The sequence below is a fragment of the Sellimonas intestinalis genome (genome assembly GCF_001280875.1).
Classification (GTDB): domain Bacteria; phylum Bacillota; class Clostridia; order Lachnospirales; family Lachnospiraceae; genus Sellimonas; species Sellimonas intestinalis.
This window is the reverse complement of the sequence record NZ_LGAJ01000014.1, coordinates 63,157-82,333: the sequence shown is the minus strand read 5'-3', so window position 1 is coordinate 82,333 and position 19,177 is coordinate 63,157. Positions and strand designations below refer to the sequence as shown.

General features: G+C 44.7%; 16 protein-coding genes. 2 read left to right on the top strand and 14 right to left on the bottom strand.

Annotated elements, in window-relative coordinates; all coding sequences use genetic code 11:
• Positions 1 to 11: 11 nt before the first annotated feature.
• The 8 genes from AOA56_RS12960 to AOA56_RS12930 all read right to left on the bottom strand — a co-directional run bounded on the left by AOA56_RS12960 (position 12) and on the right by AOA56_RS12930 (position 9,808).
• The gene (locus AOA56_RS12960; protein ID WP_024731576.1) at positions 12 to 446 is read right to left on the bottom strand and encodes a hypothetical protein; all 435 of its coding nucleotides are present in this window, start codon (positions 444 to 446) and stop codon (positions 12 to 14) included.
• Between the two features lie 165 nt (positions 447 to 611).
• The gene (locus AOA56_RS12955; protein WP_024731575.1) at positions 612 to 1,502 is read right to left on the bottom strand and encodes a hypothetical protein; all 891 of its coding nucleotides are present in this window, start codon (positions 1,500 to 1,502) and stop codon (positions 612 to 614) included.
• Positions 1,503 to 1,519: 17 nt separating this feature from the next.
• Positions 1,520 to 2,170, bottom strand: coding sequence for a potassium-transporting ATPase subunit KdpC (kdpC, locus tag AOA56_RS12950; RefSeq protein ID WP_053769826.1), 651 nt, complete (start codon positions 2,168 to 2,170; stop codon positions 1,520 to 1,522).
• Between the two features lie 17 nt (positions 2,171 to 2,187).
• Positions 2,188 to 4,248: a potassium-transporting ATPase subunit KdpB gene (gene kdpB / locus AOA56_RS12945; protein ID WP_053769825.1), complete on the bottom strand. Its 2,061-nt coding sequence runs from the start codon at positions 4,246 to 4,248 to the stop codon at positions 2,188 to 2,190.
• 12 nt (positions 4,249 to 4,260) lie between these two features.
• Entirely contained in the window at positions 4,261 to 6,036 is a 1,776-nt protein-coding gene (locus tag AOA56_RS12940; protein ID WP_053769824.1) for a potassium-transporting ATPase subunit KdpA, read from the bottom strand.
• Between the two features lie 21 nt (positions 6,037 to 6,057).
• Entirely contained in the window at positions 6,058 to 6,135 is a 78-nt protein-coding gene (gene kdpF / locus AOA56_RS16840; protein ID WP_082136338.1) for a K(+)-transporting ATPase subunit F, read from the bottom strand.
• A gap of 312 nt (positions 6,136 to 6,447) precedes the next feature.
• On the bottom strand, positions 6,448 to 7,146 hold the full coding sequence (locus AOA56_RS12935; RefSeq protein ID WP_024731572.1) for a response regulator: 699 nt from the start codon (positions 7,144 to 7,146) through the stop codon (positions 6,448 to 6,450).
• A complete protein-coding gene (locus AOA56_RS12930) occupies positions 7,139 to 9,808 on the bottom strand; it encodes a sensor histidine kinase (RefSeq protein WP_034594196.1) in 2,670 nt (889 codons plus the stop codon). Before AOA56_RS12930 ends, AOA56_RS12935 begins: the two co-directional genes overlap by 8 nt.
• Before the next feature lie 298 nt (positions 9,809 to 10,106).
• Here AOA56_RS12930 and AOA56_RS12925 point away from each other — a divergent pair, with 298 nt between their 5' ends.
• Both AOA56_RS12925 and AOA56_RS12920 read left to right on the top strand, forming a co-directional pair.
• Positions 10,107 to 11,414, top strand: a complete 1,308-nt coding sequence (locus tag AOA56_RS12925; protein WP_082350014.1) for a TrkH family potassium uptake protein — start codon at positions 10,107 to 10,109, stop codon at positions 11,412 to 11,414.
• Between the two features lie 36 nt (positions 11,415 to 11,450).
• Positions 11,451 to 12,101: a potassium channel family protein gene (locus AOA56_RS12920; protein WP_024731570.1), complete on the top strand. Its 651-nt coding sequence runs from the start codon at positions 11,451 to 11,453 to the stop codon at positions 12,099 to 12,101.
• A 196-nt stretch (positions 12,102 to 12,297) separates the two neighbouring features.
• On the opposite strand, the gene AOA56_RS12915 is transcribed toward AOA56_RS12920, so the two are convergent.
• The 6 genes from AOA56_RS12915 to AOA56_RS12890 form a co-directional block, all read right to left on the bottom strand.
• Positions 12,298 to 13,182, bottom strand: a complete 885-nt coding sequence (locus tag AOA56_RS12915) for a MurR/RpiR family transcriptional regulator (protein WP_024731569.1) — start codon at positions 13,180 to 13,182, stop codon at positions 12,298 to 12,300.
• Between the two features lie 19 nt (positions 13,183 to 13,201).
• Positions 13,202 to 14,587 carry a M14 family zinc carboxypeptidase gene (locus AOA56_RS12910; protein WP_024731568.1) on the bottom strand — a complete coding sequence of 462 codons (1,386 nt, stop codon included), beginning with the start codon at positions 14,585 to 14,587 and terminating at the stop codon, positions 13,202 to 13,204.
• A gap of 152 nt (positions 14,588 to 14,739) precedes the next feature.
• Complete coding sequence (locus AOA56_RS12905; RefSeq protein WP_053769823.1) at positions 14,740 to 16,329, bottom strand: ABC transporter substrate-binding protein; 1,590 nt, start codon at positions 16,327 to 16,329, stop codon at positions 14,740 to 14,742.
• 22 nt (positions 16,330 to 16,351) lie between these two features.
• Positions 16,352 to 17,344 carry an oligopeptide/dipeptide ABC transporter ATP-binding protein gene (locus AOA56_RS12900; protein ID WP_024731567.1) on the bottom strand — a complete coding sequence of 331 codons (993 nt, stop codon included), beginning with the start codon at positions 17,342 to 17,344 and terminating at the stop codon, positions 16,352 to 16,354.
• On the bottom strand, positions 17,334 to 18,317 hold the full coding sequence (locus AOA56_RS12895; protein WP_024731566.1) for an ABC transporter ATP-binding protein: 984 nt from the start codon (positions 18,315 to 18,317) through the stop codon (positions 17,334 to 17,336). Before AOA56_RS12895 ends, AOA56_RS12900 begins: the two co-directional genes overlap by 11 nt.
• Positions 18,318 to 19,166, bottom strand: a complete 849-nt coding sequence (locus AOA56_RS12890; protein WP_024731565.1) for an ABC transporter permease — start codon at positions 19,164 to 19,166, stop codon at positions 18,318 to 18,320. It abuts the gene before it with no gap.
• Positions 19,167 to 19,177 lie beyond the last annotated feature (11 nt).

Sequence of the window (19,177 nt, the reverse complement as noted above, 5' to 3'; positions counted from 1 at the left end):
CTGTCTGTATTTTAAAAGAACTCTCCTGCGGCAGTGTCTCGTTTCTTTCCATCCTTTTCTTTTTGAGAAATCAGTTCGTGTAAGAATCTCTCCATCCAGAATCTTCGGCGCCTGTCATTTTGAAGCAACCCCAATACATGCATTTTTACAAAAACAAAGTAAAAAAGAATAAAAAAGGACACGAAAAAAAGAGTCATGCCCCTGTCCATCTTCTGCCTGCTGCCGTGCGCTGACCCACGTAGGCCGCTCTTCACCGACTCATATTTTGTATCCAATATCAGAGCAGACTTATTGCCATGTTCTGAGATCGTCAACTTCTCTGATCCTTTTTCCTCTTCATATGCCGGAAAGCCCCCTATCGCATTTCCCAGATCAGTGAGGGTAAAACTCATCAGCGCAATCATAATACCGCACATCACTGCCACAGCTTTCTTTGCCATATTCATTTCACCCGCCACCTTCCTTTATAAATTCTTAACGAAATTGCCCTAAACATATCACGAAAGAACCTGTTTGTCAACACATGGAATGTATCCGTAGGAAATGCTTCCAGACACAAAGGGAGCCCTGGACTACAGATACTGTTCTGTAGTCCAGGGCTCCCTTCTGGTTTATATATTGACCGGAAATAGAATCTTCAGAAACGCCATCTGGGCATATTGCCTACTATTGAAATTGAAATATTTTCGTTCTGACTGAGCGTCATACAATTCAAAACCGCGTTCCGATACCCGGATAGTATACCTCAGATTCTGCATGGCTATATGCAGGGCGAGCTCCCATTCAACCCGGTTCTCCACTGCTCTCTCTGAAATCCTCAGATAAAGCCATTCAAATTCCTTATAGTCAAAGCCGTTCTCTAAAAATCCTGTCCATAACGTGACTTTCTGCTCAAGTGTCAAGGCATGTAAATAATCACTTGGCTCCACTTCCTCAAACAGGCTGCCATAGCAAAAACAACTATTCTCCCAATGATTCTCTATATTTTCCTTTTCAAAAAATTGGTGATATTTCCAATCCGCTACAATAATCCCTTTTCTCCAATCATCCGATCGAAACAGATTTTGTAGTATATGAGCCTCTTCGCAAGAACCACATTCGATTTTCAAGCAAAAAGAATGGATTGTGTCAACTTCTTTTCCAGACACTGTATTTTGAATTCCATAACACTGTCCGTCTTTTTCTTCCAATGTCAGCCACACAGTTTCCTGGGAAGGGTAGGCTGTTCCAAACACATCCAATTTCCATCTGGAATTCATTACATAAAAGTATTGTCCGAAAGTCTGCCAGAAATCGTCACCGGAAAAAGCGAAATCACGGAACAAAAGATAAATAACTTTTCCACGGTCCAGCCCGCCGCGGTAGACCAACGGACAAGACTGGGACCATTCACAAAGTTCAGAGAGAAAACAAAACAGCTCCTTTGCCGTTACCTCTGCTTGTTTTTCCGGCAACAGGCTCACCACTTGCGGTGTTTTTTTGAAAGAATGCATTTCCATCATGGCACATCAGCCCTCTCTTATATAAGATCCATTGCCTGAGCAATTTCAATGTTTACCATCAAGACATTCACTTTATCTTCTCCAAATACGCCAAGCACCTTACCAGACGTATTATTCTTGACGATTTTTTCAATTTTCTCCTCGCTCAGCCCGGAAGCCTCGGCAATTCTTGGAATCTGAATCTCGGCAGATTTCGGAGAAATATGTGGATCAAGTCCAGAGCCAGAGGCTGTCAGCAGATCCGTCGGAATATCTTCTCTTTTTACATCCGGGTTCTTTTCCAGGAATTTCTCGATATCTGCTTCTACACGCTCTGTCAATGCCGGATTTGACGGTGCATAGTTGTTGGATCCGGAGCTAAGCCCCGCAAACTCTGTTCCATCACTATAAGTCTGCTTGCCATCTTCTTCTGTATATACATTATAATGATAAGCAGAAGGACGGCTCCACATATAATAGTCTTCTGTAAACTCCTGCCCCACATTCTCGGCGCCTACTGTTTCCCCGTCTACGGAAACCAAATTCCCGTTTACCTGACTTGGAAAGATCAGACCGGAGATTCCCGTAAGCAGACAAGGAAACGCTAGGCCGCATATTAACATCAGAACCACTGTAATCATCACTGACTGACGTGTTCCATGTAATAGCTTTTTTACTGATTCTTTCATTTCACTATCATCCTTTCTTATAATCCTAATCCGATCATCGTCAGCAGTGGATGAATCAGCATATCGATAATCTTAATTCCTACAAACGGTGTAACAACACCGCCCAGACCATAAATTAACATGTTTCTTGCAAGCATTTTCCCAGATGACATCGGGCGATATTTTACACCCTTCATAGCCAGCGGAATCAAGCTTGGAATGATGATGGCATTGAAAATCAGCGCTGACAAAATCGCGCTGTAAGGCGATGCCAAATGCATAATATTTAATACCCTAAGTTCCGGGATCGCCATCATAAACATTGCCGGAATAATCGCAAAGTATTTTGCGATGTCATTCGCTATGGAGAACGTAGTCAAACTTCCCCGGGTGATAAGAAGCTGTTTTCCGATTTCTACAACTTCCAGAATCTTTGTCGGGTCAGAATCCAGATCTACCATGTTTGCCGCTTCTTTTGCGGCTGTCGTACCACTGTTCATAGCAAGACCTACGTTTGCCTGAGCCAGTGCCGGAGCGTCGTTTGTCCCGTCACCGGTCATGGCTACAATTTTACCTTCCGCCTGTTCCTTTTTAATAACATCAATCTTGTCTTCCGGTTTACATTCTGCAATGAAACCGTCAACGCCGGCTTCTTTGGCAATCGTAGCTGCTGTCAGCGGGTTATCCCCGGTACACATGATGGTTCTGATACCCATTGCTCTCAGACGTTCAAAGCGCTCTACCATACCAGGTTTTACCGTATCTTTCAGGTAAATGACACCCAGAATTGTCTTGTTCTCACATACGGTCAACGGCGTACCGCCCAGGCTGGAAATTTTATCTACTTCGTCATGTAAGTCGGCCGGGACAGATCCCCCCATTGCCTTTACATATTTCTCAATCGCTTCTGCAGCGCCTTTCCGGATTTTTGTTCCATCCGGCAGATCCACACCGCTCATTCTTGTCTGTGCTGTAAATTCAATATACTCAGCTTCTGCTGTTTCACGGCTCTGATCTCCCAGACGCTTTGCAAGCTCCAGAGTCGACTTTCCTTCCGGGGTTTCATCTCTAAGACTTGTAAGGGCCGCACAGCGAATCAGATCGCTTCTGTTTGCGCCGCCTACCGGAAAGAAATCTGCCGCAAGACGGTTGCCGTATGTAATCGTACCTGTTTTATCCAGGATCATAGTGTCTACGTCACCGCAGGCCTCAACTGCTTTGCCGGACATCGCAATGACATTAAAACGTGTAACACGGTCCATACCAGCAATACCGATCGCGGAAAGCAATCCTCCGATAGTCGTAGGAATCAGGCAGACACACAGTGCAATCAGTGTGGATGTCTGAAGCTGAACACCAGAATAAATACCAATCGGATACAAGGTTACAATTACAATCAGGAAAATGATTGTTAATGAAACCAACAGAGTGCTCAGCGCAATCTCGTTTGGCGTCTTTTTACGGGAAGCACCTTCAACCAGTGCGATCATACGATCCAGAAAGCTGTTTCCCGGTTCTGAAGTGATTTTTATCTTCAGCCAGTCGGATACAACCGTTGTACCACCGGTTACAGAGCAGAAATCCCCGCCGGATTCACGTACTACCGGAGCAGACTCACCAGTGATAGCAGATTCATCTACGGAAGCGATTCCTTCAATGACTTCACCGTCACCCGGGATAATTTCGCCTGCAGAAACCATGACGATATCACCTTTTTTCAGTTCGCTGGACATCACCATTTTTTCTGTGCCATCCGGCAGAAGAACACGTGCCTGCGTATCTTTCTGTGTTTTCTTCAGGCTGGCAGCCTGTGCCTTTCCCCGGCCTTCCGCAACAGATTCCGCAAAGTTCGCAAACAGTACTGTAATAAACAAAACAACACAAACAATAATATTGTAAACCCTTAAATTACTTCCATTACTGATGTCTCCAAACAATCCTGGGAAAATGGAGAGCAACAAGGTAATAAAGAACCCAATTTCTACCACAAACATGACAGGGTTTTTCATCATGTAAAGTGGATTCAATTTGGTGAAGGAGCCGATGACCGCCTGACGGAAAATGTCAGGCGTAACCAGCTTCTGATTTTTCTTGCTCATAAATGTTCCTCCTTATGCCCACAGGGTTAAGTGTTCCGCAATCGGGCCCAGCGCCAGTACCGGGAAGAAGGTCAGCGCCGCAAAAATATATACTACAAATACCAGAATAATTGCAAAGCTTACGGTATCCGTATGTAATGTACCGGCCGACTCATTGACAAACCGCTTCTTCATCAAAGACCCCGCAATCGCTAACTGAATTACGATGGACAGATACCTGCCGAAGAACATTGCAAGTCCGGCCGTGATATTCCAGAATAATGTATTATCCGCAAGTCCTTCAAAACCAGAACCATTATTTGCCGCTGAAGAAGCATATTCGTAAAGAACCTGCGACAATCCGTGGAATCCCGGATTCGTAATGCCCTCCATTCCGGCCTGCGTTCCAACTGCCAGTGCGGAAAACGCAAGAATCAAAAATGGGTGGATAATAATACACAGTGCCGTCAACTTCATTTCACGGCCTTCAATCTTTTTACCTAAATATTCTGGCGTACGTCCAACCATCAATCCGCAGATAAACACTGCTAAGATAGCATACATAATCATATTCATCAGACCGACGCCTTTTCCGCCGAACACAACATTCAGCATCATATGAAGCATCGGAATCATGCCGCCAAGAGGGGTCAATGTATCGTGCATGTTATTAACAGTACCTGTCGTAAAGGATGTCGTTGTCGTCGTGAACATAGCGGACTGTGCGATTCCAAAACGAACTTCCTTGCCTTCCATGCTTCCCATAGACTGAGACAAGCCCACATCCTGGAGAGCCGGATTTCCCTGATTTTCCGCCCAGAAGCAGACGCTTAAGCCGATCAGGAAGATAATGCCCATTGCAAGAAAGATACTGCGTCCTTCTCTTCCGTACATCCTTACCGTCAGACCCTTACGAACCTTCTCGGTTTTTACAACTGTCAGTCCGTTCTCACCTGCTTTTTCTGCCGCCTGTATACGTTTGCGATCACGTACCATCTTACCGAAAGTGATGACACATGCGCCCGGAAGCAGCATCATAGAATAAAGTTCAATCAGGTCGCTGATAATCGTCGGGTTCTCAATCGGGGTAGATGAGTTCGCTCCCAAAAATCCACCGCCATTGGTACCCAGATGCTTGATAATCTCAAGCGCCGCAACAGGTCCCTGTGCAATAATCTGTTTTGTACCTTCAATGGTATTGACTACGACGTTTGCACTGAAGTTTTGTGTCACTCCCTGCCATACAAGCAACAGTCCGCCGATAATGGAAAGCGGAAGCAACACACGGGTTGTAATACGGACAAGATCCGCAAAAAAGTTTCCAACATTATCTTTTGTTTTTCCTGCAAGTCCCCGGATAAATGCGATGCATGCCGCATAGCCTGTGGCCGCCGATACAAACATCATAAAAATGATTACCAGCATCTGGGACAGGTATGACAGACCGGATTCACCGGAATAATGCTGCAGGTTTGTATTTGTCATAAAACTGATAATCGTATTGAAGGAAAGTGATTCCTCCATTGCCCCAATCCCATTCGGATTGAAAAGAGCGATACTCTGGATTCTCAGGATAATATATCCCACAAGAATCATAACTCCGTTTGTCGCAATCAGTGACAAAGCGTATTTTTTCCAACTCATCCCGTTTTTCGGATTGACTCTGCCAAGCTTATAAATAACTCCGTCCACACGGTCAAATACGGGATCTGCAAAGGTGTGTTTTCCGGCAGCGATGTGGTACACATAAATTCCTACCGGAATCACCAAAATCAGATAAATTAATATTGTCAATATAATCTGTAACATGATGATCTCCTCCCGCCGGGTCTAAAATTCTTCAGGATGTACCAACGCATATACCAGGTAACACCCCAACAATAATACAATAACTGCAAGAACAACCATGTTCTCTTTCCTCCTTATTCATTCCTCTCTACCTGTTTTTGGCACCAATATACCAATAGAGTGACTAGCCCTATACAGCCAGCCAAAACTAACAGCATAATAATATCCATCATAAGGCTACTTCCTCCTTTCTGTATGGATTATAGCAGTATTCACCTGAAGATTGTTTTAAGACATCTCCCGCCATATTAAAAAGCTGTTAAGATTATATTTATGCGCCATTAAATACAATACCGCCTGCCCGATTTTATCAGGCAGACGGTATGTCTCCACATTGGCTTGTTTCTTATTTTTATACTGAAATATATCAAACTACTGCCGGATCATCCGGTATCCAACCCCAATATGAGTCTGAATATATTGCGGAGTCGCAGGGTTTTCCTCGATCTTTTTCCTCAATGTCGCCATAAACACGCGCAGGGAAGAAGCATCCGCAGAAAAAGCGTTCCCCCAAACTTCTTTCAGAATATAATTATGGGTCAGAACCTTTCCGGTATTTTTGGCAAGCACGCAAAGCAACTTATATTCGATCGGTGTAAGATGAATTTCCCGATCATCCCGGTACACGCAGCCTGCCGCATAGTCTATCGACAGATTTCCGTTACGATAAACGCTTTCCTGCGGCGCAAGCCCCGTATCATCCAGCTGGCGTCTGCGTAGTGCTGCCCGAAGCCGTGCCAGAAGCTCATCAATACTGAACGGTTTGGTAAGGTAATCATCCGCTCCGGCATCCAGTGCTTCCACTTTATCACTGTCTTCGCTTCGTGCACTTACTACAATAATCGGCACCGTACTCCATCCACGGATCTTCCGAATAATTTCCACTCCATCCATATCCGGAAGCCCCAGATCTAAAATGATCACATCGGCATTATAAGCGACTGCATCCATCAGACCGGCAGACCCGGTTCGCGCCGTATGATACTGATAATCCTGGGTATCCAGCGTTGTTCGTATTAAATTTGTAATTGCCGGGTCATCTTCAATAACTAGAATTTTGGATTTATTCATATTGTAAGCTCACCTCTTCCAATGGTAATGTAAAATAAAATACAGATCCTTGTGGTATATTATCTTCCACTCCTATCGTCCCACCATGCGCGTCAATAATGGATTTACAAAGGCCAAGGCCAAGGCCAAGCCCCCTTCGATTATCTGGTTTCCCAATCCCCGCGGTGTAAAACATATCAAACAGATGTTTCTTAGCTTCACCGGAAATTCCCTGTCCATCATCTGAAATGCTGATACGCACCATGTCATCCTGCTTTTCTGCTGAAAGTCGGATGTGCGACCCAACAGGCGTATATTTGATAGCATTATTTACAATATTGATAATCACCTGTACAATCAGGCGCACATCCATCTTTGCCATAAGAAGATCATCTGAAAGATTTACTGAAATATCATGCTGCTTGGACTGACGATCCACATGAGCGAGCGCTTCTTGGAATACCTCATCGAGCAGTTCCGCCTCAATCTGCAACTGCATCGTACCATTCTCAATCCTGGTGATAGACAGCAGGTTCTCCGTCAGATTGACAAGCCACATCGAATCATCATAGATAGCATTATACATTTCCTGTCGTTCTTCTTCTTTAAGTGAAATACTTTTTTCCATTAAAATAGTCGCGTTCCCGCTGATACTTGTGAGCGGCGTACGTAAATCATGGGAAATCGCCCGAAGCAAATTGGAGCGAAGCCGCTCTCTTTGGGTCTCCATCTCGACAGCCTGCTTCTCTGCACGCAGCCGGCGCCTTTCCAGCGTCATACCACACTCATTCAGCAAGGAGACCATCACATTTTTTTCAAACGCCTCCAAAGGCGGATAAAATCTAGCCGGTATCCCAATCACGCCCATTACTTCCTGGCTTCCGCGGATAGCGAGATACAGATTTTGCGCGTGGGAAAGCGTATTGGTCCCCGCACCTGCGTGTTTGTTATTCTTCGCGACCCAGTCTGCCACTCCCTGTTCCTCTGCCGTCATACTTCCAAGAAGCTCTCCTGCCTTTGTCTTTGGTGTGGCCTGAAAGGAAAGGTCGCCCCCCTTTCCTGCCAACGCATACAGGATCGGACGGTTCAAAAGCTTACTCACCTGCTCTGCGGCAAGCTCGATTGTTTCCTGCTCGTCACGTCCTTGCTGCATTTTCTGGCTGCTGTTCATTAAAAGCTCCATATAATATGCCCTCTGAGACGACTGGCGCGCCTGCTTCCGTACTCGGGACGCCAGTGTACAGGACATGATACTGGCTATCAGCATGATAAAAAAAGTAACCGGATAATCCGGATCCGCGGCCACCAGGGAGAAACGTGGTACTGTAAAGAAATAATTAAACAAAACTACGCTGCACAATGAAGCGATCACTCCGCAAAGATGCCCATGAGTACAAACCGCAGTCAATAAAACCCCCAAAATATAAACTGTAATAATATTCGCTTCCCGCAGTCCCAGAGAATAAAATCCAAAACCGATCAACGTAGCCCCGCTAATAATCAGTAATGTCTTCAGTAAGTCAACCCAACGGAACTTTTCTTCCTCATCTTTCCGGAACAGGGAAAACTTCTTTTTATATAGGGGCTGCGAATCAGGAATAATATAAATATCAATATCGTTTGCCAGATTCGCCAGTTTATCAGACAATGTCCTGTCCCGAACCCCCGCAACCGTATTATGATTGGTTCTCCCCACCACAATCTTAGTAATTCCGCTGACTCTTGCGTATTCCGCAATCTGTACCGCAGGTTCATCTCCATATACAGTGGTAATCTGCGCCCCAAGCTGTTCCGCCAGCCGCATGTTGTCCCTCAGTCTTTTCAGGCTTTCTCCCTTTAATTCTTTCGTCTCTGACGTCTCGACAAATAGTGCGGTAAAACCACTATGAAACGCCTCTGCCATACGTGCTGCTGTCCGTACTACCTTTGCATTGGAAGGTGAAGCGGAAAGACAAACTAAAATGTGCTCTCCGGCTTTTGCCGCACGTTCATTTCCTTCTTTCTGGGCATTCCTGCTCAGGCGGTCCGCAGTACGGCGAAGCGCGATCTCACGAAGTGCCGCCAGATTTTCTTTTGAGAAGAAGTGGTCTAACGCCCGATTCGCCTGATCTTTCCGATATACTTTTCCAGATTGCAGACGTATAATCAGATCATCCGGCTCGATATCTACCAATTCTACCTGATCTGCAGAATCAAATACCGAGTCCGGGATACGCTCGCTGACGGCAACTTGTGTAATCGAAGCCACAAGGTCGTTCAATGACTCCAAATGCTGCACATTAATCGTCGTATATACGTTGATCCCGGCTCTCAAAAGTTCTTCTACATCCTGATACCGCTTCGTATGTCTGCATCCGGCTGCATTACTGTGTGCCAGTTCATCTACCAGCATAATTTGTGGATGCCGCTTTAAAGCCGCATCCAGATCAAATTCTTTTAGCTGAATCCCTTTATAATTCACTGTTTTATTTGGAAGCTGCTCTAGCCCGTCCAGAAGTGCCAACGTATCCGGCCTTGTATGTCGCTCAATATAGCCGACTACAACGTCCTGTCCCTGTTCGCTGGCTCTATGCGCAGCTTTTAACATTGCATACGTTTTCCCTACACCGGCAGCATAACCAAAAAAAATCTTAAGAGTTCCCTGCTTTCTTTCATCTGCCGGTCCCTGATTTTTAAAATCCAACGCAACAATCACCTTCCTTTTATTTTTTCTAATTATACCATGCTTTATCTTGCTTTGAGTATAAAGATATCTCTTCTCGCATTAAAATTATGTTAAGATACAATAAAGTCCCTCTTTAAACCTTAATGTCATCTTAATGCCAAACAGAAAAGTTTTATACAATTTTTATAGCCAAACATAGATAAAACGAAGATAATGACATACAGATACTATATTAGTGTTATTTTGTATATTAAGACTTGAATGTCAGTTGGAGGTGAACCTTGTGGGGCGATGGAACATCCGGCGTAAACAGAATATGTCTCCCTTTCAGGTGATCATACTTGGCTTTCTGCTTGTGATACTTTTGGGAAGTTTTTTGCTTATGCTTCCTGTAGCCACCCAAAACGGGCACCCTACACCATTTATAGACGCTCTGTTTACCTCGACTTCTGCTGTCTGTGTTACAGGTCTGGTCATCCATGACACAGCGACATATTGGTCCCAGTTTGGACAGTTTGTTATCATTGTGCTGATTCAGATTGGCGGACTCGGCGTGGTAACGGTAGCCGGAGCTTTTGCCATTCTTTCAGGCCGCCGGATCGGATTGATGCAAAGAAGCGCGATGCAGGAGGCGATTGCCGCCCCTAAGGTAGGCGGTGTCGTCCGCCTGATCTGGTTTATTCTGAGGGTGTCCCTCATCGTCGAATTCATTGGCGCCGCCCTGCTCTTTCCTGCTTTTGCGGCCGATTTTGGAATAGTAAAGGGACTGTGGTTTGCCTTTTTCCATTCCATATCCGCTTTTTGTAACGCAGGATTTGACCTGCTGGGAATCAGAGAACCCTTTTCTTCTCTTACCAGTTATGCGGCCAACCCTGTCGTTCCCATTGTGATTGCTTTGTTGATCATTATTGGAGGTATCGGTTTTCTTACCTGGGAAGACATCCGGTGTAACCATTTTCATATTCGGAAATACCGTATGCAGACCAAAGTAATTTTGTCGGTGACGGGAATTTTGATTTTCCTCCCGACTCTGTACTTTTTCTTTTTTGAATTTGCTGACGCCCCTGTTGGGGAAAGAGTACTGCTGTCCTTTTTCCAGGCAGTCACTCCTAGAACTGCCGGATTCAACACCGCTGATCTTACCTCCATGAGTGAGACAGGACAATCTATGATTACGATTTTAATGTTGATCGGAGGTTCTCCCGGCTCTACCGCAGGAGGTATGAAAACAACAACGATAGCCGTTCTGTTGGCTAATGTTATAGCGGTTTTTCGGCGCACCGAAAATCCACACTTTTTCAAACGCCGCATTTCCGCAGAAACGGTATCACGGGCATCTACCATACTGATCATGTATCTGGTTCTGTTCCTGACAGGCGGTTTCATTCTCAGCCGTCTGGAAGGGATCCCGGCTCTGGTCAGTCTCTTTGAAACGGCTTCCGCCATTGGTACAGTCGGTCTATCATTAGGCATTACGCCAGAACTTAGTACGATCTCGCATATGGTTTTAATTGTCCTGATGTTTTTTGGTCGTGTAGGTGGTCTTACTTTAATTTACGCCACCCTTTCCAATATGCGAAATTCAAACGCCCGACTCCCACAGGAGCGGATCACAGTTGGTTAACAGAAACAGATAAAAAAATAATTTACGGAGGAAGATATGAAGACAGTATTATTAATTGGACTGGGCCGTTTTGGCCGACATGCCGCTTTGAAATTAAACGAATTAGGACATCAGGTAATGGCCATTGACAAGGATGAAGAACGTGTAAATGACGTTATGCCCTATGTAACAAACGCTCAGATCGGTGACAGCACAAGCGAGGAATTTCTGGAATCCCTCGGCGTCCGTAATTTTGATGTATGTATTGTCACAATCGGTGATAATTTCCAAAGTTCTCTCGAGACTGCGTCTCTTCTAAAAGATTTAGGTGCAAAACGTGTCGTGGCAAGAGCGGCCAGAGATATCCAGGCTAAGTTTCTCCTTAGAAACGGAGCAGATAATGTCGTCTATCCGGAAAAAGAAATGGCAATCCGGACTGCCATTCGTTATACTTCTGACCATATTTCTGACTATGTGGCCTTGGGAGACGATTATGCTCTTTTTGAGGTGGAAGTCCCGGAAAGCTGGGTAGGAAAAACCATTGCTCAGTTAGACGTGCGGAACCGTTTTCATGTAACGATTATGGCAATCAAGCAACATGGCAAATTCACCATGACAGTAATCAAATCAGATACCCGGTTCCCGGCAGACAGTACGATCCTTGCATTAGGCACATACCGTGATGTTCAGCGTTGTTTTCATATCTGATCTAAATGTTACAAATCCATGATAGAGAGAGGTTATCGGTATGGAAGTTATGGTTTTAACCGGCTGCTTTATTTTTATTTCTCTAGTGGGATATTTGTTTGCCGGAAGTGTAGATAAATTTCTGAATCATGTGCTGAAAAACAGAGAGAACGATGAATAATCATCATTCTCTCTGTTGCATATTATACTATCATTTTTATTTGCCTAATTTCCACCAGCTTTTTTCCTGAAAATAAGATCCCAAGCTGCCAATCGCCTCTTTTCCTTCCCCTTTAAAATTCTTTTCGATATCGATAGCTGATGTAAGCACGTTTAAAAGCCCCATGGGAATGGATAACGTATTCAAAAACAGCCTGGTATGGCTTGGCACTGTCAACACATCATCACTGAATCTCGTAATCGCCGCCTCTTTACTATCTGTAATCGCAATTACATGGCTGCCTTTGCTTTTTGCGTATTCAGCGATCTTTTCCGTCATAAAATAATAGTCCGGAAAGGAAATAACAACAGTCAGTGTCTGATTCTGGATCAATGGAAGTCCCATATGAATATTATCATTCAGTTCTGTGTCCATCACCACTGACCCAATCGTACATCCTGCCAATCTGATGGAAATCATTTCTGCAAGCATCTTAGATACACCCCGGCCGCAAAGCACGATCTGCTTCCGGTAAACAAACTCCTTGGCGATCCGGAAAAGAGCCTCATAGTCAAGAGAAGCATAGTAATTTTCCCACTGTACATTTTCTTCTTCCGCGATCGATTTTAAAAGCTCCTTTTTATTATCCAGTTCATATTTGGGAATCGTGGACACCCCCAAATCTCCGCTCTCATGTAAAAAAAGCTTTTCTCGCAATCCCAGATATTTCCTTGCTTCATATTTAAACTCCTTAAAGCTTGGAAACCCAAGCGCCGCACATGCATTAAGAATCGTCACTTCTGTGACAGAGGTCGCGTCACTTAATTCTTTCATTGTAATAAACGACATCTTATCTATATGATTGATCATATAGTCCGCGATTTTCTTCTGCTTTTTTGTCAGTCCATCATACCTGCTTTTGATTGTTTCGATAATATCCATATATTCTTCTGTTCCTTTTCTAGTGTTCTTTCAGGTATTCCGCCATCAAAAGACCACATTCAAGCTGGATCGATACCAGTTTGCGAATCGGAACAACCAGATAGTCAATCTCCTGTTCAAGATATTCAGCCAGTTCTCTATGCTCCTTTTCCGCAATCTCAAATGCCTTCTTCAGTGCGGCCGCCTTTTCCTGTTCCTCTTCACCCTTACCTTGCATTTTCTCTAGTTCATACTCGTTTGCCCGGATGAGCATCCCGTAGCTCAGAAGTTTATAGAACTTAGAAACAAGTCCATTATCAAACTTTTCTGCAATCGTAGCCGTCTTATGATACTCTGGATTTTCTTCCACCATTCTCTTTGTGGCTTCTCCGGAATCATCCTCCGTAAACGCACACAGCGCCAGTAAGAACGGATTTTCCTCCTCCATATACCTGCGGGAAATATCCAGTGTCTCACGAATAAAACGATTGCTCTTTTCATTCCATTCCAACTTTTCCAGTACCGCATCTTTCCTCAAAATATCGGACGGGCTCATATCTTTAATTCTCTTATCATAGAAATACGGAAGCTCCGTCAGCAAAGTAAACGCGCCGCATACGTCTTTTCCATAATCAGCGCTGCAGGTGCCGCATTTGATCGCTTCCTTCATGTCCACATTTCCATACTGCTCCATGTAGTCATAGTCCTGCCGTATTCCAAGACTCTGATATACTGCCGGCGCCCATTCCACACAGTACGGCGCCTCCGGTTCCCCCAGATTGAGCGGAACATCCTGACGGTTTGCCGCTTCACGCATCTCTTCATAGATCTCCGGCGTCTTTCTGGAAAGATACCAGTACACTCCGCCGAAGCCCGCATTATGTAAGGAATAAATAAATTCCGGTCTGATCTTGTCAATGAGATGCATCATTGCCGTTGTCTCCGGAAGTGTATTGTGGAAATGAAGCTCTTTGTAATCGATTGGAAATGTCCAGTCCACCTGCCTAAACCCTGCCGGACGGAAAAAGTTCCTTGAATAGTTATACAGTGTATATGGTCCTTTCAGCCATTTCTCATTTAGTCTTAGTCCATCCGCGTCCCAGGCTTTCACAATATACCATGTATAATCCAATTCTTTTCTAAGCTCTTCATCTTCTGCAAGCCGTTTTGAAAAATATTCCAGCATCATCGTTCCGATTGGTTCATTCGGGTGTGGACATCCAAACATCAATGCTGTATGTGAGCCGCTTCCAATCTTTAAGCAGTACAGTTCTATTCCGTCCCTGGTCTGTCCGATTTCAAATATAGATACGCTCTCCGGATGCTCTTCGGCCAGTTTTTTTGATGAGCTGTTCATCTCTTCCACAGTCAAAAACTCTTTATAATCTGGAATCCCTTCCAGAAGTTTCTGGTATATTTTTTTCATCTGTAGTTCCCTCCTGGTGAAAAAATTTTCATACCCGTTTTGCTGTAAATATTTTCCATATCATCTACATCTTAACGGGGTTTTTGAAAAATGTCAATTTTTATTAGTTTCTCTTTATTGGAGGGCCGGAAACCCAGCCCTCGCCTTTCCTTCTAATTTGCTTTTTCTACATGAGAGTAGTCTGCCCATGCCCACTTTCCTTCCCCATCATACGGAAGGTTTTTAAATCCGGCATTGCTTGCCTCTGGCCCTGCGAAGCTTACAATATTGATATATGGAAGTTCTTCCGCAAGGATCGTCTGCGCTTCTTTATAATATGTCGCACGTTCACTCTGCTCAGCAGTAGACGCCCCCTGCGCCAGAAGTTCATCTACTTTTGTATTACTGTAACTTCCATAGTTAGAGCCGCCTCCTGTACCGATTCTATTTACAAGAGCTGACGGGTCAGGTCCCATGAATCCACCCATCAGGCAAATATCAAAATCTTTTTCCACTGACACTTTCTGGCTCCATGCATTATACTCAGAAACCTCAATTTCCGTCTGAATACCAACTTCCGCAAGCGTTGCCTGAATCAGTCTTGCTGTATCCGGGTATCCTGATCCCTCAAATACATCAATCGTTAATCCTGTGATGTAATTGCCGTCTGCGTCCGCAGTAAACCCTGCGTCCTCCAAAACTTTTTTGGCCCCTTCTATATCAAATTCCGGAGCTGTATCCTCTGTATTGGCTGCCCATTCTACATAAGACGGATACAGCGCATATTCTGGTTTCTGAATTTCATTAAATACTTTTTCTGATACCTCATCCCGGTCAACCGCCATGGCAATCGCTTTCCGGACAGCCTGATTTTTCAATGTATCATTGTTAAAATTAAACAGCATACGGATTGGAGACGGGTACTCATTAATTTCCACCCGGATATTCGGATCTGCTTCCAGCTCTGTCACATAGGATGCCGAGAAATTTTCAAAGAAATCAATCTCTCCGTTCTGAAGCGCCTGAACCGCTGTCGCTTCATCCGGAATAATGGAAAAGATCAGTTTGTCCAGTTTTGCCGGATCCGCAAATTCCTCGTTCTTTACAAGAGTTACACTCTCACCCTGGTTATATTCCTCCAGTTTAAACGGTCCACATGTTACTGTAGGATTCGTCGCCTCGCTGTTCTCTTCCCATGCCTGACCATTATTATAAACATGTTCCGGCATAATAAAAGTTGCATACCATCCCAGGAAATAAACAAGTGATGAATCCGGTTTATTCAAATTAAATATAACGGTATAATCATCCGGCGCTTCAATAGAATCTACAACTGCCATACTTGCACTGAAATAGTAGGTTGGATTTGCCTTGATCGTGTCAAACGTATACTTAACATCCTCGCTTGTCAGCGCTTCTCCATCCGACCACTTCAGATCATCCCGTAAGTGGAAGGTCAGTTTTGTCGCATCCTCATTATACTCCCAGGACTCCGCCGCTTCCGGCACAAGATTTTGTTTACTGGAATCCAGCGCACACAGCCTCCGGAACATATTCTGAGCGATCGGATAACCATTGTCATCTCCCGCGACATCCGGGTTAAACGACATCGGGTCCCCTGCCGAACGGACAATAAAAGTACCTCCGCTTCCATCTGAAGAAGACGCGTCACCACCACTCCCTTTCCCGGAGCCGGAGCATCCACCAAGCGCTGCCGTAACACACAGCGCCGCTGCCAATAAACAAGCAATTTTTTTCCTCATGTTTTTTCCTCCTCTTTTGATTTTATTTATTGATTCTGGAACACGTTGCCCAGTGTCCATTCTCCATTACTATTTTCTCAGGATAAGACTGTCTGCATGTCTCGCACGCACAATAACATCTCGGTTCAAAGTAGCAACCCGGTCCCGGATTCAACGGTGTCGGCGGTTCCCCTTCAATGGCAATATTCTGTACTTTCTCCTCCGGATCAATCGATGCACAGTTGGAAATCAACGCCTTTGTATAAGGATGCTGTGGATTTTTAATAACATCATCAGCGGTTCCATATTCCACGACCCGCCCCAGGTACATCACCGCAATATAATCGGAAATATACCTGGTCAGCGCAATATCATGGCTGATAAACAGCACCGCGGCACCCTGATTACGGCTCAGATCAATCAGCATATTGATAATATCCGCCCTCACAGAAACATCGAGCATGGATACCGGTTCATCCGCAATAATAAACTGTGGATTTAGAAACATGGATCGGATGATGGAAATTCTCTGAAGCTGTCCGCCAGACAGTTCGTGAGGAAACCGTTTCATAATATCCTCTGCCGGACGAAGCCCGCCTTGTTCCAGTCCTTTTAAGCAGATCTGATACCGTTCCTGATCGTTTTTCCCGATCTTATAGTTTTTCAATGGCCGCATCAGAATCTTTCCAATCGTATCCCTTGGCGTGAAGGTATCAAATGGATTCTGAAAAACAATCTGTACTGTCTTGTGAAACTCTTTTGCATCCTTTTTGATCATTGCACCCGTGGAGACGCCATTGATAAAGCAATCTCCCTTTGTCGGCTTCTCCAATCTTGTCAGAATCCGCCCCAACGTAGATTTTCCACATCCGGATTCCCCGATAATTCCGAGAATTTCTCCCTTTTTAATAGAAAGGGACACTCCGTCCACCGCTTTGATCCAGTTCTTTTTCCCTGTTGCCTTTGCTTTGTCCTTCCCTTTATACGGATACCACATCGCTACATCTTCAATCGAGATAAATTCTCTATTCTCCATCTTTCACACCTCCTCTTTCGTAAAGCCAGCAGGAAACCATCCTGCCATCCTCCATATAGGAAGCCTGAGGCTTTTTGCGGAAACACTGCTCCGTCGCTTTCGGACAACGAGGCGCAAAGATGCAGCCCTCTTGTTTCCTGGAAAGATCCGGAAGAAATCCCGGAATAGCATGGAGTCTCTCATTTTCGCCTTTCAGAGACGGAAAAGAATTCAGAAGTCCCTGGGTATACGGATGCATCGGATTTTTAAAAATGTATTCGACCCTTCCGATCTCCATAAATTCTCCCGCATACATCACCGCTACTTTATTGCACGAGGCAGCCACAACAGACATATCGTGGGTAATCATAATCCTCGTCATATCCATCTCTTTCTCCATCTGTACTACTTCCTGGAGAATCTGTCCCTGGGTAACAACATCAAGTGCTGTCGTCGCCTCGTCGAAGATAATCAGCTTTGGTTTATGCAGCAGACTAATCGCAATCGCTACCCTTTGCAGCATCCCACCCGACATCTCGTGTGGATAAAGCCGGTAAACCCGTTCTGGAAGATTGACCAGTTTCAGAAGATAGATCATCCGCTCTTCAATTTCTTTCCTGGACGCCTGCGGTTCATGGACATGATAGATATCTTCCACCTGCCTGCCGATTCTGTGAACCGGACTAAGTGCGTTCATTGCTTTCTGGAACACAACAGAAATCTCTTTCCAGCGCAGCTCATTCATCTCTTTCGATGTCATCTTAATTAAATCTTTTCCCTCAAATTCTGCCGCCCCGCTGATCAATGTAGACTTTTCATTGTGGAGGCGCAAAAGCGCATTTGCTAACGTCGATTTCCCTGACCCGGATTCTCCAACAACTCCCAGGGAGTCCCCTTTCTCAATGGAAAATGACGCATTTCTGACTGCATACACTTCTTTCTCTTTATTAACGTATGTCACATTTACGTCATCTAACTTCAGAATTGTTTCCATTTAATTCGCCCCCCTGTTCAGATGTTTTGGATTCAGCACATGATTGAGTCCGTCTCCCAACAGATAGAATACAAGGACAGTAATAACGATAGCGATTCCTGCAAATGCGGAAATCCACCATGCACTTGTAATGTACTGTTTTCCGGTATAGATCATCTGCCCCCAGCTGATAATGCTTGGATCTCCAAGTCCAAGGAAGGAAAGCCCCGCCTCTGTGAGAATAGCGTTGGACATTCCCATCGTTGTATTGGCTATCACTGGGAAAATTCCGTTTGGTAAAATATACTTAAAAAGAATCTGAAGTTTCGTCTCCCCCATCGCCTCCGCACTTTTTACGAAAGTGCGCTGTCTCAGTGAAAGTGCCTGGGCACGCATCAGCTTTGCATTGCTTGGCCATGTCGTGATTCCGATTACTACCATAACATTTGTGATACTGTTTCCAAACAGAGCAATGATCAGAAGAATCAGGAAAAAGCTCGGAAGCATCATAAATACATTGATCAGTTCCGACACAAACGTGTCCACTTTCCCACCAAAAAAGCCTGCCACACCTCCGATCAGAACTCCCAGAACACCGGATATCAGTGCCGAAATCACGGCAACCCGTAGAGACGTTCTTACACCGTATATAATCATACTGTAAATATCCTGTCCCATATGGTTCGTACCCAGCAGGTGGCCATTTTGTCCTAGACTGTTTAATATGTCCTTCCCATAATGATGCGGATTTTCAGAAGCAACTACCGGGGCAAGAATCACCAATGCCAGCAGGATGACAATCCCAATCATTCCTGCCAGAAGCTGTCTGTCTCCCTTAATCGTTTTACAAATTTTTTTCATCTTTTCCATATACTCCACCT

Excerpts from the sequence above, each read along its gene's own strand:
- kdpC (WP_053769826.1), bottom strand. The coding sequence starts at position 2,170 with ATGAAAGAATCAGTAAAAAAGCTATTACATGGAACACGTCAGTCAGTG.
- AOA56_RS12915 (WP_024731569.1), bottom strand. The coding sequence starts at position 13,182 with ATGGATATTATCGAAACAATCAAAAGCAGGTATGATGGACTGACAAAA.
- AOA56_RS12935 (WP_024731572.1), bottom strand. The coding sequence starts at position 7,146 with ATGAATAAATCCAAAATTCTAGTTATTGAAGATGACCCGGCAATTACA.
- kdpB (WP_053769825.1), bottom strand. The coding sequence starts at position 4,248 with ATGAGCAAGAAAAATCAGAAGCTGGTTACGCCTGACATTTTCCGTCAG.
- AOA56_RS12960 (WP_024731576.1), bottom strand. The coding sequence starts at position 446 with ATGAATATGGCAAAGAAAGCTGTGGCAGTGATGTGCGGTATTATGATT.
- kdpF (WP_082136338.1), bottom strand. The coding sequence starts at position 6,135 with ATGGTTGTTCTTGCAGTTATTGTATTATTGTTGGGGTGTTACCTGGTA.
- AOA56_RS12940 (WP_053769824.1), bottom strand. The coding sequence starts at position 6,036 with ATGTTACAGATTATATTGACAATATTAATTTATCTGATTTTGGTGATT.
- AOA56_RS12910 (WP_024731568.1), bottom strand. The coding sequence starts at position 14,587 with ATGAAAAAAATATACCAGAAACTTCTGGAAGGGATTCCAGATTATAAA.
- AOA56_RS12900 (WP_024731567.1), bottom strand. The coding sequence starts at position 17,344 with ATGGAGAATAGAGAATTTATCTCGATTGAAGATGTAGCGATGTGGTAT.
- AOA56_RS12905 (WP_053769823.1), bottom strand. The coding sequence starts at position 16,329 with ATGAGGAAAAAAATTGCTTGTTTATTGGCAGCGGCGCTGTGTGTTACG.
- AOA56_RS12920 (WP_024731570.1), top strand. The coding sequence starts at position 11,451 with ATGAAGACAGTATTATTAATTGGACTGGGCCGTTTTGGCCGACATGCC.
- AOA56_RS12925 (WP_082350014.1), top strand. The coding sequence starts at position 10,107 with ATGTCTCCCTTTCAGGTGATCATACTTGGCTTTCTGCTTGTGATACTT.
- AOA56_RS12890 (WP_024731565.1), bottom strand. The coding sequence starts at position 19,166 with ATGGAAAAGATGAAAAAAATTTGTAAAACGATTAAGGGAGACAGACAG.
- AOA56_RS12895 (WP_024731566.1), bottom strand. The coding sequence starts at position 18,317 with ATGGAAACAATTCTGAAGTTAGATGACGTAAATGTGACATACGTTAAT.
- AOA56_RS12955 (WP_024731575.1), bottom strand. The coding sequence starts at position 1,502 with ATGATGGAAATGCATTCTTTCAAAAAAACACCGCAAGTGGTGAGCCTG.